This window comes from Aliiroseovarius lamellibrachiae (assembly GCF_018599245.1).
GTDB classification, from domain to species: domain Bacteria; phylum Pseudomonadota; class Alphaproteobacteria; order Rhodobacterales; family Rhodobacteraceae; genus Aliiroseovarius; species Aliiroseovarius lamellibrachiae.
In genome coordinates this window covers 79,621-95,276 of sequence record NZ_JAHEVJ010000002.1, presented here as the reverse complement: position 1 = coordinate 95,276, position 15,656 = coordinate 79,621, and the positions used below count along the sequence as shown (strand labels likewise).

The following is a 15,656-nucleotide window of genomic DNA, read 5'->3' as shown; positions in this document are numbered from 1 at the left end:
GGTTGCTCACGCGTCAACCAGACAGATGCGCCCCTATCACAGTCACAGCGTGTTAAGTCAAGCAAAACCCGCCTTCCCTCTTTCGCAATTGCAGCAAATCCGTTAAAGACCGCGCAGCCTCGATCGTAAACTTAGGGGCAGAACCAATATAGGAGGCCGTAATGGGCTATAAAATCGCTGTCGTAGGCGCCACCGGTAATGTGGGCCACGAAATGCTGAACATCCTGGCTGAACGCCAGTTTCCTGTGGACGAGATTGTCGCGCTTGCATCGCGTCGGTCCCTCGGTACCGAGGTCAGCTTTGGCGAAACCACCCTAAAGACCAAAGACCTCGATACGTTCGATTTCTCTGGCTGGGATATGGCCCTCTTTGCGGTTGGATCGGATGCGACCAAGACATACGCGCCAAAAGCGGCGGCGGCGGGTTGCGTTGTGATCGATAACTCATCGCTTTACCGCTATGATCCAGAGATCCCGTTGATTGTGCCAGAGGTGAACCCTGAGGCCATTCACGACTATAAAAACAAGATGATCATCGCCAATCCCAACTGTTCAACGGCACAGATGGTTGTGGCGCTGAAGCCCCTGCATGACCGCGCGAAAATCAAACGCGTTGTGGTGTCGACCTATCAGTCGGTGTCCGGGTCCGGCAAAGAGGCGATTGATGAGCTGTGGAACCAGACCAAGGGCATGTATGTCCCCGGTCAAGAGGTGGAGCCGTCTGTTTACCCAAAACAGATCGCCTTCAACGTGATCCCACACATCGACGTGTTCATGGATTCCGGTGACACCAAAGAAGAATGGAAGATGATCGCAGAGACGAAGAAAATCGTCGACAAGAACATCAAGGTCACCGCCACCTGCGTGCGCGTTCCTGTGTTTGTGGGCCACTCAGAATCAGTCAACATTGAAACCGAAGAGTTTCTGGACGAAGACGAAGCCCGCGATATCCTGCGCGAAGCCCCCGGCATTCTGGTGGTGGATAAGCGCGAAAATGGCGGCTATGTCACCCCGGTTGAAAGTGTCGGCGATTTCGCCACCTTCATCTCGCGTATCCGTCAGGATGTGACCGTGGAAAACGGCCTGAACCTGTGGTGTGTGTCAGATAACCTGCGCAAAGGTGCGGCCCTCAACGCGGTGCAAATCGCAGAGCTTTTGGGCCGTGAGGTTCTGAAAAAAGGCTAAGCCTTACCCAACAGACATGAAAGGCCCCGTCAAACTGGCGGGGCCTTTTTGTATGGCGCTGGGCAAACCGTCGCCGGTCAGGAACTCCCCCCTTTCTTTCAATGGCTTTGCATGATCCACTCGCCACAAAGCTGATTTGAAAGGACATTTCATGCGCCGCGCCCTTATTTTTGCCGCTCTTTTGCCCACGCCAGTTTTGGCGGATGATTTTTACACCTCTGCCCCGGTGGCCTCAGTGGTTTTATATCCGCAAGGGGCCGTGCAAACGCATAAGATCACGCTTGACCTGCCTGCCGGAGAGCACCGGATCTTTCTCCCCATGATCACATCTGAAACGCAGTTTGGGTTGCCCACTATCAAGCTGGGATCGGGAGACGCGGTCCTTGGCGCGCTGAGCTATCTTCCGGACAGCTCAATCGACCCGAAGACCCTTTTCACCCCCGCCCAGCGCACCGCATTTGACAAGGTTGAGGCCGCAAAAAACGCGATTAAGGCGCATGGTGAAACGCTGACAGCGGTGCAAGATGACATTGCCGCCCTTCAAGGTCAGCTCGACTTTGTCACCTCGATCAGCGCGCCAAGTGACGCTGCCTCGGTTGAGGATTTGACCGCGATGTTGGGGCTTGTGGGCAATCAGTCCAAAGACATCCGAGCGCAGATTTCCGCCAAAACCCGCGCGTTGACTGACGAGGCCGAACGCCGCGCCGAGCTGGACGCCGATCTGACCAACGCCCAACGCACCTTTGACCGCCTGTCTGTGCCAAAGGACAACCCGGACCTATTGTCGATCCCCGTTCGCCTGGAAACAGCACAAACGGTAACCATTCTGATCGACAGCAAATCCTATGGTGGCGGTTGGGTGCCGATCTATGATGTTCACCTGAACGAAGGCGACAGCCCATCACTCACCATCGGGCGCAATTTCGCAATTGATTTGCCGCGAGAGGCCGTTTGGAACGATGTTGACCTGACCTTGTCCACCCTGCGTCCATCAGAACAGGTTGAACCGTCCACGCCCCAAGCCAATCACGCCAGCATTCACAAACCCGCGCTTGCCACGCGCAAGGTTCAGGCCACTTCCGAAATGATGGATATGGCGGCGGCGCCGATGGCGGAACCGGCCCTAATGGAAGTTCAAGACTCACGCGGGATGGAGGTCGACACTGGCGGCATTGCGGTCAGTTATCACTATTCTCAGAAAGTGACAGCGCTGGCCGGGGATGCCCAAATCCTTGAGCTCGACAGCCGAACCCTTCCAGTCACCACCGAGATTTACGCCATTCCTCGCCGGGATGAGACTGCGTTTCTGGTCGCGCAGCTGGAAAACACCACGCCAGAGCCTTTCCTTGGCGGGGCGGCGACGATCTTTCGCGGTGAGACCCTTATCGGTGAGGTGCAAATGCCATTCCTCGCCGCAGGCGACAACATCACCCTGCCCTTTGGTCCAATCGAAGGGATTCGGTTGGAACATATTGTCGCCGACAATGAGACCGGTGATCGGGGCATTATTTCCACCACCAACACGCGCGAACAGGACACGTCGTTCCGTGTGACCAACCTGACCGGCGAGGCCCAGAAAATCCGCGCGTTTTATCCGCTGACCTATTCCGAGCAAGAGGATCTTGAGGTGGAGGTCACCGCCACCCCGCGCCCGGATGAGGTCAATCACGACGACAAACGCGGCTTGTCCGTATGGGATCTGGACGTGGCGCCGGGCACCACGAAAGAGGTGACCATCAACACATCCCTCAGCTGGCCAGAAGGATATCAGCTTAACTGGCAGCCTTGGTAAGGTCGTTTGATTTATAGGGGGGCAGGTCATCACAGACCTGCGCCTCTAGCTGATTTTGGATGAACCGGTTGACAGACACCCCGAGCGCGTCGGCGGTGTGCTTGAGTTTCACCAATGTTTCCAGTGGAAGTTCCACTCGTAATGTTACCTGAGCCATACATAAGCATGTGCGCAGAAATATTAACCGAGCCCTAACCAGCCGGGCGACAGCTGACAAAACTCACGCGTCAGGCACCAGTTTCACCCCTTCGCACAGAACACTCCCCCGGCAAAAGGGCGAAAGCCACACAGGACAAAATCATACAGGTAGGAACGTCTTCGTCTCAGTGTCGAAATACTCCAACCCACCTTCGCCGATATCGGTCCACAACCCATGCAACGACAACACTTCGCTTTCCACTGCATCCCGCACAAAAGGGAAGGTCATCAGGTTGTTGAGCGAGACAATCACCGCTTCTTTTTCAAGTTCGCGCACAGGGATCTGGGCGTCATGTCCCCCCAGTCTCTCGAAGCCGGGCTTCAGGATCGACATCCAACGCCCCACAAAGCTTTTCTCATCCGCCAGTTCCGGCGCATGGCCGTGGCACATATCATGAAAGCCTTTGACGCCGCCACAGTTGGAATGACCCAGCACAATCAGATGTGTCACATTCAAGGCCGTCACCGCGTATTCCACCGCGGCCGATGTGCCGTGATAATCGCCGCCGGGTTCATGGGGAGGCACCAGATTGGCGATGTTGCGGTGCAAAAAGAATTCACCCTGATCCGCCCCAAAGATAGAGGTCACATGCACCCGGCTGTCACAGCAAGACACGATCATCGCGCGCGGCCGCTGACCTTCATCTGCCAAACGACGATACCACGCCTTGTTTTCAGCATATCCAGTGGCTTTCCAACCCTGGTAACGCTGCACAAGATACGCGGGAAGTGGTTTTGCCTTGTCCATCACGGTCTCCTCCGATTTCGAACGGTTTTACCGAATATTTTCAGGGAATTCGAGAGATTTCTCCTAGGTAGATATACCTTTTCTTGAGACATCCGCCCGCATTGTGTTCGCAATGAGGGAATACGCATGGGGTGTCGCCGTGAGCGAAATAAAGCAACTTCACCATAAAGAAACGGTCCGATTGGACCGTGACCAACTAGAGGTATTGTGCCTGCAACTTGGTCCACAAGGGGCCGACAAGCTGGTCAACCAATCACTAGAGGATCTCGCTGTGGGTCTGTCACATGTCCAAAAAAAGTATCTGTCCGGGCAAGTAGATGAAACCCGGCAAGAGATTCGTAAATTGGTCGATATCGCGCGCAAGCTCGGCATGACCACTTTGGCGCGCGTCGCGCGTGATGCGCTGGATCTGACTGGGGGAAATGATGCTGTGGGATACCACGCGGTTCTCAGTCGATTGACACGTATTGGCGAAGGGTCACTGATCGCCGTGTGGGATTTGCAAGACATGTCTGTCTAAGACGGGTTGCGGGCACAGGTGGGCACGTTAATCTAGGGGCAAATCTCATTTAGATAGGCCCCAAAATGACCTTGCGTTTCGCCCCCCAAACCGATGCTGCCCTTCCTCTTGTGGTGATCCCAAAGGGGGATGAGGCGGCCATCGACCGCTTGCCCGACGTGGTGCGCAACTGGGCACAGGCCAATGGGTTTACCGGCACGTTGGGCGCGGCTTTGGTTGTGCCTGATGTAAACGGCAACCCAAACATGGCTTTGGTCGGATATGGCACCGCAGAAGATCGCGCCCGCAAGCGGTTTGGGCTGGCCGCCGCGCGTGCATCTTTGCCTGCTGGAACATATTCTTTGCACAGCGACTTATCTGGGGCAGAGTTGGAAGAGGCCGCTTTGGGATGGCTTTTGGCGGGGTATCGCTTTGATCGCTACCGTGAACACGCCGCGCCCAAAGCCCAACTGACAGCCCCCGACGGCATTGATGCCACGCGGGTCGAGGCGATTGCCGCTGGCGAAGCGCTGACCCGAAACCTGATCAACACCCCAACCGAAGACATGGGGCCAGCCGATCTTGAGGCCGCGATGTCAAAGCTCGCAGATCAGTTTGGGGCGCAGATCTCGTCCATCCAAGGTGACGCGCTTTTGGCGGAAAACCATCCGATGATCCACGCCGTTGGCCGCGCGGCGGATCAATCCACCCGCGCGCCCCGTTTGATCGACATGCGTTGGGGCGACACGGGTCCGACGCTGACATTGGTGGGCAAAGGCGTATGTTTTGACACCGGTGGGCTGAACTTGAAACCCGGCGCATCAATGGGTTTGATGAAAAAAGATATGGGCGGGGCGGCCACCGTGTTGGGCCTTGCGCATATGATTATGGCGTTGGGGTTAAACCTGCGCCTGCGTGTACTTGTCCCCGCCGTTGAAAACGCCGTTGCGGGCAATGCCTTTCGCCCCGGCGACATTCTGACCAGCCGCAAGGGTCTGACGGTTGAGATCAACAACACCGACGCCGAAGGGCGGCTTGTGCTGGCGGATGCTTTGGCGCTGGCGGATGAGGAAACGCCAGATTTGGTGATCTCGATGGCAACGCTCACCGGGGCTGCTCGGGTTGCGGTTGGTCCTGATTTGTCCCCCTTTTATGCCACCACGCCCGATGATGCTGATGCGGTACGTGGCGGCGCATTGGCCTGCGCGGATCCGGTGTGGGAAATGCCCTTTTGGGCCCCTTACGAGGCGATGATTGAACCGGGCATTGCTGATCTTGACAATGCGCCGAAGGGCGGGTTTGCCGGATCCATTACCGCCGCCTTGTTCCTAAAACGCTTTGTCACCGACACGCCGCGCTATATGCATTTCGACATTTACGGCTGGAACCCGACCGCGGCCCCTGCCCGCCCCAAAGGTGGTGTTGGCATGGGCGCGCGCGCGATCCTTGCCGCTTTGCCAGAGCTGCTTGACCTATGAGCGATCCACGCCTGACCCCCGCAAATCCCCGCGTGGCCCATGACACCCTGCGGGGTCATGTCCAGGCGGATCGGTTCACCCCCGGCATGTTGCGGCGCGTGACCTCACCCGTTGCGGATATCCTGCGCACCCCCGACGGGGCACGCGATCGTCAGGCGCTGTTCGGCGAACATGTGTTGATGCTGGAAGAGGTTGACGGGCATGGGTTTGTTCAGGCCGAGCGGGACGGCTATGTGGGGTATGTACAAACGGCGCATTTGGGCACCGCCCAGCGGGCCAGCCATTGGGTCAGCGCGGCCGCCAGTCATCTTTACCCGCAGCCTGATTTCAAAACCTGCGAGACGGCGCCGCTGTCTTTTGGATCTCGGCTGAACATCACCGCAGACCACGGTCGGTTTAGCGAAACCGCTGACGGTCAATTTGTGCCCTCGACCCATCTGACGCCGGTTGGCACGCATCTTCCCGATCCCACCAAAACGGCGGCGCTGTTTCTGGGCACACCCTACCTTTGGGGCGGCAATTCCAGCGCCGGCATTGATTGTTCCGGGCTGGTGCAGGCCGCGTTGATGGCCGCGGGCTATGACTGTCCGGGCGACAGCGATATGCAGGAAAAGATTGGGCGAAAAATTCCCGAGGGGGCGCCGCTTAATCGTGGGGACCTGCTCTTTTGGAAAGGCCATGTGGCGATGGTCTTTGACCATGACCGCCTGATCCACGCTAATGCACATCACATGGCGGTTGCGCTTGAACCGATTGAGGCGGCGATTGCCCGAATTGCAGAGCAAGGTGACGGGGCGGTTACGGCGCAAAGGCGTTTTCTGCCTTAAACGCGGCGGGCCTAATCAACGGACCGGATCAGCTTTCGTTCAAGCACGCGGAGCACCGCGCGCAGATCGTCGCCGCGTTTCAACACCTGACCGTTCATTGCAATGACGGCGTACTGCCCCTGCCGCAACCGCAGCTTGGGGTGTTTTTCGATGCGGTAAATTGGGTGTTCAGCGGTGCGCCGAAAAACGGAGAAAACCGCCATATCGCGCAGAAAGCTCATGCCGTAATCTCGCCACTCACCCGCAGCCACCATGCGCCCATAGAGCCCCATGATCAGACTCAGTTCCTGTCGTTGAAACGCCACTTGAGGCTGCGCATTGGCGCCCCCGGATGATGGGGTGATGGGGTGCATGTTCATACGCTCAGCTTGCCCTGCCTCCCCCCGCAAATCAATCCCCGCACGCAACACAGTCTTGTGCGCAGCCTTGATCGCCACAAAGTTGCCGCAAAATGGACCCGAGAATTCCTTTTCCTTTCCCTTCCCCCGCCCCGATCCACTGTCATTTCAGGGTCAGTAGCGAGCGCAGGCTCACCCCGGTGTCACGAATTACAGCCCCCACCCAGTATGTGGCACCGGGGCCTACGACCTAACCCGTGCAGTCTTGCGCGGGTTTTGGTGTTTTTGGGGTGCGTCATCTTCGGCACAAGACACTATTGACCAAGCGGTCGGCTTTGTGCATCCTTGAGGAAAGATCAGGGAGAGATCATGACACCAGAGTTGCGCGCAAAGAAATCCGCAGAGGTGATGTGGGGCGATGACCCCGCCAGCCAAGCGCTTGGCATGTCCTTGGATGACATCGGGCCGGGCCGTTCGGTGATGCGCATGACCGTTCGCGGTGACATGGCCAACGGACACGGCATGTGCCACGGCGGGTTCATTTTCACCCTGGCCGACAGCGCCTTTGCCTTTGCCTGCAACAGCTACAACACCCGTGTTGTGGCCCAGCATAATTCGATTACATATCTGAGCCCCGGCCAGTTAGGCGAGATTTTGACCGCCAGTGCAACCGAAGTCAGCCGGGCGGGACGGTCCGGCATTTATGATGTTGAAGTCACCGGCGAAGATGGGCGCAAACTGGCCCTTTTCCGGGGGCATTCTCGCCAAATCAAAGGCGTCCATTTTGACGAAGAACACACCGAGGGCTGAGCCTTTGGACACATGACATTCCGGGCAACTGCCCGCGTTTTTGGGAGGAACGCATGGAAGACCTGACACCGCGCCGCGAAGACCTTGATCCAATTGAGATTGCCTCGCGTGACGAAATCTCTGCGTTGCAACTTAAACGGATGAAATGGTCGCTTAAGCACGCCTATGACAATGTTCCGTTTTATCGCAAACAGTTCGACGATGCGGGCGTGCATCCAGACGATCTTAAATCCCTGTCGGATCTTGCGAAATTCCCGTTCACCGTAAAGCAGGACCTGCGCGACAATTATCCGTTTGGCCTGTTTGCGGTCCCGCGTGAAAAAATCGCGCGCATTCACGCCAGCTCTGGCACCACCGGGCAGCCAACCGTGGTCGGGTACACGCAAAACGACCTGAAGATGTGGGGCGATGTTGTGGGGCGGTGCCTGCGGGCCTCAGGTTTGAAACCCGGTGATGTGCTGCACAACGCCTATGGCTACGGGCTGTTCACTGGCGGCTTGGGCATTCACGGCGGGGCTGAACAATACGGATTGACCGTTGTGCCCGTGTCCGGCGGCATGACCCAAAGGCAGGTCCGTGTGATCGAAGATTTTGGCGCCACGGGCATCACCGTGACCCCATCCTATTCGCTATCCATTCTGGACGCCTATGCCAAACAGGGGCTGGACCCGCGCAAAAGCCCACTAAAGGTTGGGATCTTTGGGGCAGAGCCTTGGACCAACGCAATGCGCGGTGAAATCGAAGATGCGTTTGATATGCATGCTGTTGATATTTACGGGCTTTCCGAAGTCATCGGACCCGGCGTGGCCAACGAATGTGTGGAAACCAAAGACGGGCTGCACATCTGGGAAGACCATTTTTACCCCGAGATCATCAACCCGGACACAGGTGAGGTGGTGGAAGATGGCGAGTTGGGCGAACTGGTGTTTACCTCGCTCACCAAAGAGGGGTTTCCAATCATCCGGTATCGCACCCGTGATCTGACGCGGCTGTTGCCGGGGTCCGCGCGTTCGATGCGCCGGATGGAGAAAATCACCGGCCGGTCCGATGATATGATCATCCTGCGCGGCGTGAATGTTTTCCCGACCCAGATCGAAGAACAGCTGATGGACGTGCCCGCACTGAGCCCACATTTCCAGATCGAATTGACCCGCCCCGCCCGAATGGACGAAATGCATGTCTATGTGGAATTGGCCGATGGTCAGCCCGCCGCCGCATCAGAAGCCGCGGCGCATGCCCTGTCTGGCAAGATCAAATCCAACGTCGGCGTGACCGCCAAGGTCCATGTCACCGACAGCGGAAAGGTTGCGCGCAGCGAGGGGAAAGCGGTAAGGATCGTCGACAACCGGCCAAAGGAGTAACCCATGCCGCGAGGGATCGCCCGCGACCACGAAGAAAAACGCACCGCCATCCGCAAGGGGGCCGCGGCCTATTTCGCTGAACATGGGTTTGATCGCGCGTCGATGACCGGTGCCGCCAAACATTGCGGCGTCTCTAAGGCTTTGATTTATCATTATTACGACAGCAAGGAATTGCTGTTGTATGACATCCTCGACAGCCATCTTTCAACCTTGGTTGCCGAGGTAGAAGCCGCGCCGGAAACGGATGGGTTACGTGGATTGGTGCGGGCTATTTTGGTGGCCTATAAAGGGGCGGATGCCGAGCATAAACTGCAGCTGGATGCGCTGTCAGTGCTGGAACCCAAAGCACAGCAAAAGCTTTTTGCGCTTCAACATCGTCTGATTGACATGATGGGGGACGCGCTGATGAAAGCCGCGCCCGAGGCACTTGGGGATGGGCGCAGGCTGCGTCCTGTGACCATGTCAGTCTTTGGTATTCTGAACTGGTATTATATGTGGAACCGCCCCGGCCAAGGGTTGAGCCGTGAAGAATACGCGGATCTGGTGACTGACATGCTGCTGGGTGGCATTAAGGCTCTGTAACCTCAGCCTCGACCTCAAAATCGAACAGTTTTATGCGCAATTCCCGCCGATCACATTTCTGTTAGTTCCAATTCACACATTCGTTTGTAATGTGGCCTTAGCTATTTTGCCAAACAAGAGGTTCCCATGTTTCACAAAACCAAACTCATCACCACCGCCACCATTGGGCTCGCGCTAAGCGTCTCAGCCTTCTCAACTGCGGCATTGGCGCATGAAGAGGTAAAAAATCCTGTCGTCAAAACCCGGATGATGGCCATGAAAGCCATCGGTGGCAGCATGAAAACCCTTGTTGGGATGGCCAAAGGCGAAATGGCTTTTGATGCCGAAAAAGCGAATGCCGCGATGGCCGTCATTGCAGAGAAAAGCGCAATGGCAGCCCCTTTGTTTGAAGCCAATGAAACCGACCCAGAATCCGAAGCACTTCCGGCGATTTGGGAGAATTGGGACGATTTCGTGAAAAAAATGGATGATCTTACCGTCGCTTCAAAGGCGAATATGACCCTTGCCGATGCAGGATCAGTGGGTGCTGCTTTGGGCCAAGTGGGCGGAGCTTGTAAAGCCTGCCACAGTGATTACCGCAAAAAGTAATCCCTGGGGCACATATCAAAACGGGTCCTTTTTGGGGCCCGTTTTTTTTGTAATATCAGCTGCAATTCACGCCGGTGATGACGTCCTGTTCATCCAGCACAACATTTAAGCGATCAAGCCGATAATCCATTGTAACCGCTTGTCCTGGGCGGATCACCCGCACTGGACCTTTGTGACCCAAGGCGTCAAAGGTGCTAACCGGTTGACCGATCAAATGGGTCAATGCCGCCGCACCACAACTGCCTTTTGGCGCCGGATCCACCATGGCGTTTTCATCACTTTCCGACTGACACGCGCTTAGGATCAGCATCGCCAAACCCGCACCAACCGCATATAATTTTGCTGTTTTCATACCCTTTTTTCCTCTCTATGTCGGGCAAAGACAACGGGCTGTCGTGCGCGTGTTGATTTCACGCGGGCTTTCGCCCAACCTAAGACAACGAAATTGGAGGATCCCCCGATGATGCGCACCCGTGCAGCCGTCGCCGTTGAGGCCGGCAAACCGCTTGAGATTATGGAAGTGAACCTTGAAGGCCCGCGCGCGGGTGAGGTTTTGGTGGAAATCAAAGCCACCGGTCTGTGCCACACGGATGAATTCACCCGGTCCGGCGATGACCCCGAGGGGATCTTTCCGGCGATCTTGGGCCACGAAGGTGCAGGCGTTGTGATTGAGGTGGGCGAAGGCGTGACATCTTTGGAAGTGGGCGATCATGTGATCCCGCTTTACACCCCAGAATGCCGCGAATGCGACTATTGTCTGAACCCTAAAACCAACCTGTGCCAGTCGATCCGCTCGACCCAAGGGGCGGGGCTTTTGCCCGATGGCAGCACGCGGTTCTCGATGCTCGACGGCACGCCGATCCATCACTACATGGGCTGCTCCACCTTCGCCAACCATACGGTTGTGCCGGAAATTGCACTGGCCAAAGTGCGCAAAGACGCGCCGTTTGAAAAGATCTGTTACATCGGCTGCGGCGTGACCACCGGCATCGGCGCGGTGATCAACACGGCCAAAGTTGAAATCGGGTCGACCGCAATTGTGTTTGGTCTGGGCGGCATCGGTTTAAACGTGATCCAAGGCCTGCGCTTGGCTGGGGCGGACCAGATTGTCGGCGTTGACCTGAACGACAGCAAAATCGAAATGGGCGAGCATTTCGGTATGACCGATTTCGTGAACCCGTCCAAAGTTGAGGGCGATCTGGTTGCGCATTTGGTCGAACTGACCGGCGGCGGCGCGGATTACACCTTTGACGCCACCGGCAACGTCAGCGTCATGCGCACCGCACTTGAAGCGGCGCACAAAGGTTGGGGCGAAAGCATCATCATTGGCGTTGCCCCCGCAGGTGCCGAAATCTCCACCCGGCCGTTCCAATTGGTCACCGGGCGCAGCTGGCGCGGCACCGCATTTGGCGGCGCATCTGGCCGGACGGACGTGCCCAAAATTGTCGATTGGTACATGGACGGCAAGATCGAGATCGACCCGATGATCACCCACACGATGGGCTTGGATGACATCAACAAAGGCTTTGATCTGATGCACAAAGGCGAAAGCATTCGCGGTGTTGTGATCTATTGATCAGGGTTACATAACGACGAAAAGGGGGGCCGATGCGCCCCCCTTTTTGTTGCATATCTCGCCGTTGTCCTTGGGGTAAATCTTTGCTTAGAAACTCTTGTCGACAACGGTTGCTTTCGGGATATAATTCAGTAAATTAGAACCATTCTAATCAGGAGCTTTCCATGCTGTCCGGCACCCTAAACCGTCGTCGTTTCTCTGATCTGTCAGAACAAGAAATCCTCGCGTTGGCCATTTCCAACGAGGAAGATGACGCGCGGATTTACCGTCAATATGCCGAGCTTTTGCGCGCTGATTATCCGTCATCTGCAAAGGTGTTTGACGGAATGGCCGAGGAAGAGGATGAGCATCGCCGCATCCTGATCGACGCCCACAAAGCCCGTTTTGGCGATATGATCCCCCTGATCCGCCGCGAACATGTGGCTGGGTTCTACGCCCGCCGCCCCGTGTGGCTGGTGGAAAACCTCGGCCTTGAAACCATCCGGGCTGAGGCGCGCGAGATGGAACGACAGGCCGAGCAGTTTTACCGCAAAGCCGCCGACCGGACATCAGACGCAGACACCCGCATGCTGTTGGGCGACCTTGCCGCCGCTGAAGCCGACCATGGCAATATCGCCGGGCAGCTTGAAGCCAAACACCTTGGCGACAATGAACGATCAGAGGAAGACGCAGATCAGCATCGCCAGTTTATTCTGACCTGGGTGCAGCCTGGCCTTGCGGGTCTGATGGATGGGTCTGTCTCTACCCTCGCGCCCATTTTTGCGGTCGCTTTTGCCACCCATGACACCCACACCACGTTTCTGGTTGGGCTGGCAGCATCCGTTGGTGCGGGCATTTCTATGGGCTTTACCGAAGCCGCCTCAGATGACGGCGAATTGTCGGGACGCGGAAGCCCGGTAAAGCGCGGCTTTGCCTCTGGCATCATGACCACGGTCGGCGGATTGGGCCACGCCCTGCCCTATTTGATCACCGATTTCTGGACCGCAACGAGCATCGCACTCATCGTCGTGTTTTTGGAACTTTGGGCCATCGTCTGGATCCAGAATAAATTCATGCAAACGCCCTTTCTGCGGGCCACAATCCAAGTGGTGTTGGGCGGAGCATTGGTGTTTGCCGCCGGCGCGCTGATTGGCGCGGGATAGCGCGCGTCTTTTTTCTTGTTCACAATATCCTCGCCGAAGGCAAGAAAACCCACATCACGCACGCGATTTCGCATTGCCAAAGGACCTTAAGCCATGCTGGATGGGGCAAATCCTGAAAGGACAGCCCCATGTGCACTCCCACGTCTGATTGCACCGCAATTCCAACCGAGCAGATCTTGAACGACCGGGTGCGCGTGACCGAATGGCGTTTCCCGCACAAAGGCGCGCGCACAGGGTGGCACACACATGAATATGACTATGTGGTTGTGCCCATGTTTGACGGTGTTTTGCGCATTGAATTGCCGGGGGGTGAGGTGATCTTGGCCGAGCTAAAGACCGGCGTGCCATACTTTCGCGAACTGGGCGTCGAGCATGACGTGATCAGCGACAACGACTTTGACTGCGCCTTTATTGAGGTTGAATTGCTCGATGCACCAAAGTCGCACGGATGACCGATGACCCCCTTCTTTTCCATGGCACGACGCGCAGATGATTGATGTCTTGCTACAAACCCTGCCGTTCTTCGCCCTGATCGGTCTTGGCTTTGGGGCGGCGGCGCGTGGGTTTTTTCCACCGGAGGCCACGGCCTATTTGACCCGGTTTGTGTTCTATTTCGCGCTGTCTGCAATGCTCTTTCGGTTTGCGGCGAACCTGTCGTTGGGAGAGGTGCTGGATTGGCCCTTTATCTGGGCCTATGCCTCTGGTGGGATTGTGCTTTATGCCATTGCCACGGTCATCGCCCTGTTGCGCAAAGTTGGCGTCGAAGAAGCCGCAGTAGAAGCGCAATGCGCGGTGATCGGCAACACCGGCTTTCTTGGCGTACCCATGCTTGCGCTCTTGTTGGGCGAGGCGGCGATTGGCCCGGTCATGCTGGTGCTGGCGGTTGATCTTTTCCTTTTTGGCAGCCTGATTGTGATCATCATCACCGGATATCGCGATGGGCGTGTGAGCCCCAAAATCCTTGCGACCATCACCAAAGGGCTGACCACCAACCCGATGATCGTCTCGATCGGATTGGGGTTTTTATGGTCGGCCACGGGGTGGGCGCTGCCCGGCCCTGTTGATCGGTTTTTGGAACTTCTGGGCGGGGCCTCAACCCCCGGCGCGCTCTTTGCCATTGGCGCCTCTCTGGCCATCAAATCGGCTGAGCGCTTGTCCGTCGCCAGTTGGCTCAGCTTTGCCAAATTGGTGCTGCACCCCACCCTTGTCGCCTTTTTCGCGCTTGTGGTCTTTGACGTCGCGGCCTATCCCGCTGGCGTGATGATTGCGGCATCTGCCCTTCCGGTGGCGGGCAATGTCTATATCCTCGCGCAGCATTATGGCGTGGCCCCGCATCGGGTGTCGACCGCCATTCTTGTCTCGACCCTGGTGTCGATCCTAACCGTGTCCACCGTTATTGCATGGGTGAGTGTATGATCCTTTTGACCGGCGCCTATCGTCTGTTTTTCCCCGCGGCGGGCCTTTTGGCCGGAATCGCAATTCCCCTTTGGTTGGTGCTTTACATGGGCGCCGCTGATTTGGTTGAGGATCCTTTGGCCTGGCACCAACACGAGATGCTTTGGGGCTATTTGCCCGCCGCCTTGGCAGGGTTCCTCTTTACCGCCATTCCCAATTGGACCCGACGCCCACCGCTGTCGCCTGCACCGCTTGGCGCGTTGTTTGCGCAGTGGCTGCTTGCGCGGATCTTGATGTTTCTTGCACCCGAAGCGTTCATTTCCCAACTGATCGCCGTGGCGTTTTTGCCCACCGTGGCCGGGCTTGCCCTGCGCGAGTTGGTGGCCTCAGATAACCGCCGCAACTTTGTGGTGGCGGCGATGGTGATGCTGCTTGCCATCTCGCAAGCGGTGTTTTTATGGGCGGATGCTGAACTTGGGTTGACCATGGGGTTTGCCTTGGCCTTTGTCCTCATGGCGCAGATCGGTGGACGGGTAACGCCCGCCTTTAGCCGCAACTGGTTGAAAGCGCGCGGTATCGCGGGTTTGCCGCCCAGTTTTAGCCCCCTGGACCGGGTCAGCCTGATCATTGCGGTCACGGCCGCCGTGGCTTGGGTCGTCTTTGGGGCCACACAGGTTACCGGCTTTGTGGCCAGTCTCGCCGCCCTTGCCCTGACCATACGGCTGGTCCGTTGGCGCGGGTGGTCGGTCATTTCTGAACCGCTGTTGTTTGCCCAACATGCCGCATATCTTTGGTTGCCTGTGTCCATGGCTTTGTTGGCTTTGACGTCCCTCACCGACCTGTCCAGCCTTGCGCAAGTCCGCCACGCGTTGGGGGCGGGCGCGATTGGCACCATGACCGTGATTGTCATGTTGCGCGCGCTTTTGGGCCATTCCGGGCGCGCCATCACTGCCACCCCGATTGACCGGGCGCTTTTGGTGTTTCTGCATCTGGGCGCCGTGCTGCGGGTGGTTGCCGAATGGGCGGATGACCCGATGATCTTTATTCACGCAGGTGGCACATTGTGGGCGCTCGGCATGATCCTTTTTGCGATCCGTGCTTTGCCCATTGCCTTTGCCCCGCGCGCATAGTTACCTCT

At 57.1% G+C, this 15,656-nt stretch carries 18 protein-coding genes; 14 read left to right on the top strand and 4 right to left on the bottom strand.

Annotation, left to right across the window (positions count from 1 at the left end):
* Nucleotides 1–161: 161 nt before the first annotated feature.
* Both KKW20_RS03855 and KKW20_RS03850 read left to right on the top strand, forming a co-directional pair.
* Complete coding sequence (locus KKW20_RS03855; protein WP_214566232.1) at nucleotides 162–1,184, top strand: aspartate-semialdehyde dehydrogenase; 1,023 nt, start codon at nucleotides 162–164, stop codon at nucleotides 1,182–1,184.
* A gap of 151 nt (nucleotides 1,185–1,335) precedes the next feature.
* Entirely contained in the window at nucleotides 1,336–2,976 is a 1,641-nt protein-coding gene (locus tag KKW20_RS03850; RefSeq protein WP_214566230.1) for a DUF4139 domain-containing protein, read from the top strand.
* On the opposite strand, the gene KKW20_RS03845 is transcribed toward KKW20_RS03850, so the two are convergent.
* Together KKW20_RS03845 and KKW20_RS03840 are read right to left on the bottom strand one after the other, a co-directional pair.
* Nucleotides 2,957–3,133 carry a hypothetical protein gene (locus KKW20_RS03845; RefSeq protein ID WP_214566229.1) on the bottom strand — a complete coding sequence of 59 codons (177 nt, stop codon included), beginning with the start codon at nucleotides 3,131–3,133 and terminating at the stop codon, nucleotides 2,957–2,959. The two genes, KKW20_RS03850 and KKW20_RS03845, sit on opposite strands and share 20 nt — an antisense overlap.
* 141 nt (nucleotides 3,134–3,274) lie before the next feature.
* Nucleotides 3,275–3,922: a carbonic anhydrase gene (locus tag KKW20_RS03840; protein ID WP_214566226.1), complete on the bottom strand. Its 648-nt coding sequence runs from the start codon at nucleotides 3,920–3,922 to the stop codon at nucleotides 3,275–3,277.
* A gap of 139 nt (nucleotides 3,923–4,061) precedes the next feature.
* On the opposite strand from KKW20_RS03840, the gene KKW20_RS03835 reads away from it, so the two are divergent.
* The 3 genes from KKW20_RS03835 (at nucleotide 4,062) to KKW20_RS03825 (ending at nucleotide 6,726) form a co-directional block, all read left to right on the top strand.
* Nucleotides 4,062–4,442, top strand: a complete 381-nt coding sequence (locus tag KKW20_RS03835) for a hypothetical protein (protein WP_214566224.1) — start codon at nucleotides 4,062–4,064, stop codon at nucleotides 4,440–4,442.
* A gap of 65 nt (nucleotides 4,443–4,507) precedes the next feature.
* On the top strand, nucleotides 4,508–5,899 hold the full coding sequence (locus tag KKW20_RS03830) for a leucyl aminopeptidase family protein (RefSeq protein ID WP_214566223.1): 1,392 nt from the start codon (nucleotides 4,508–4,510) through the stop codon (nucleotides 5,897–5,899).
* Nucleotides 5,896–6,726: a C40 family peptidase gene (locus KKW20_RS03825; protein ID WP_214566222.1), complete on the top strand. Its 831-nt coding sequence runs from the start codon at nucleotides 5,896–5,898 to the stop codon at nucleotides 6,724–6,726. The genes KKW20_RS03830 and KKW20_RS03825 overlap by 4 nt, the downstream gene beginning before the upstream one ends.
* 11 nt (nucleotides 6,727–6,737) lie before the next feature.
* On the opposite strand, the gene KKW20_RS03820 is transcribed toward KKW20_RS03825, so the two are convergent.
* Nucleotides 6,738–7,085 (bottom strand): DUF2794 domain-containing protein, encoded by a 348-nt coding sequence (locus tag KKW20_RS03820; protein WP_214566914.1) that lies wholly within the window; start codon nucleotides 7,083–7,085, stop codon nucleotides 6,738–6,740.
* 348 nt (nucleotides 7,086–7,433) lie between these two features.
* On the opposite strand from KKW20_RS03820, the gene paaI reads away from it, so the two are divergent.
* From paaI to KKW20_RS03800, 4 genes are all read left to right on the top strand, one after another.
* Complete coding sequence (gene paaI / locus KKW20_RS03815) at nucleotides 7,434–7,874, top strand: hydroxyphenylacetyl-CoA thioesterase PaaI (protein WP_214566221.1); 441 nt, start codon at nucleotides 7,434–7,436, stop codon at nucleotides 7,872–7,874.
* 53 nt (nucleotides 7,875–7,927) lie between these two features.
* The gene (gene paaK / locus KKW20_RS03810; RefSeq protein ID WP_214566220.1) at nucleotides 7,928–9,235 is read left to right on the top strand and encodes a phenylacetate--CoA ligase PaaK; all 1,308 of its coding nucleotides are present in this window, start codon (nucleotides 7,928–7,930) and stop codon (nucleotides 9,233–9,235) included.
* A 3-nt stretch (nucleotides 9,236–9,238) separates the two neighbouring features.
* Nucleotides 9,239–9,817 (top strand): TetR/AcrR family transcriptional regulator, encoded by a 579-nt coding sequence (locus tag KKW20_RS03805; RefSeq protein ID WP_214566219.1) that lies wholly within the window; start codon nucleotides 9,239–9,241, stop codon nucleotides 9,815–9,817.
* A 126-nt stretch (nucleotides 9,818–9,943) separates the two neighbouring features.
* Complete coding sequence (locus tag KKW20_RS03800; RefSeq protein ID WP_214566218.1) at nucleotides 9,944–10,405, top strand: c-type cytochrome; 462 nt, start codon at nucleotides 9,944–9,946, stop codon at nucleotides 10,403–10,405.
* Nucleotides 10,406–10,460: 55 nt separating this feature from the next.
* On the opposite strand, the gene KKW20_RS03795 is transcribed toward KKW20_RS03800, so the two are convergent.
* On the bottom strand, nucleotides 10,461–10,757 hold the full coding sequence (locus KKW20_RS03795; RefSeq protein WP_246534435.1) for an I78 family peptidase inhibitor: 297 nt from the start codon (nucleotides 10,755–10,757) through the stop codon (nucleotides 10,461–10,463).
* A 111-nt stretch (nucleotides 10,758–10,868) separates the two neighbouring features.
* On the opposite strand from KKW20_RS03795, the gene KKW20_RS03790 reads away from it, so the two are divergent.
* The 5 genes from KKW20_RS03790 (at nucleotide 10,869) to KKW20_RS03770 (ending at nucleotide 15,648) form a co-directional block, all read left to right on the top strand.
* On the top strand, nucleotides 10,869–11,981 hold the full coding sequence (locus KKW20_RS03790; protein ID WP_214566912.1) for an S-(hydroxymethyl)glutathione dehydrogenase/class III alcohol dehydrogenase: 1,113 nt from the start codon (nucleotides 10,869–10,871) through the stop codon (nucleotides 11,979–11,981).
* Nucleotides 11,982–12,145: 164 nt separating this feature from the next.
* Nucleotides 12,146–13,123 carry an iron exporter MbfA gene (gene mbfA / locus KKW20_RS03785; protein ID WP_214566216.1) on the top strand — a complete coding sequence of 326 codons (978 nt, stop codon included), beginning with the start codon at nucleotides 12,146–12,148 and terminating at the stop codon, nucleotides 13,121–13,123.
* Between the two features lie 128 nt (nucleotides 13,124–13,251).
* Complete coding sequence (locus KKW20_RS03780; protein WP_214566214.1) at nucleotides 13,252–13,575, top strand: cupin domain-containing protein; 324 nt, start codon at nucleotides 13,252–13,254, stop codon at nucleotides 13,573–13,575.
* Nucleotides 13,576–13,612: 37 nt separating this feature from the next.
* The gene (locus KKW20_RS03775) at nucleotides 13,613–14,539 is read left to right on the top strand and encodes an AEC family transporter (protein WP_214566212.1); all 927 of its coding nucleotides are present in this window, start codon (nucleotides 13,613–13,615) and stop codon (nucleotides 14,537–14,539) included.
* On the top strand, nucleotides 14,536–15,648 hold the full coding sequence (locus KKW20_RS03770) for an NnrS family protein (RefSeq protein ID WP_214566210.1): 1,113 nt from the start codon (nucleotides 14,536–14,538) through the stop codon (nucleotides 15,646–15,648). Before KKW20_RS03775 ends, KKW20_RS03770 begins: the two co-directional genes overlap by 4 nt.
* The last annotated feature ends 8 nt before the right edge of the window (nucleotides 15,649–15,656 follow it).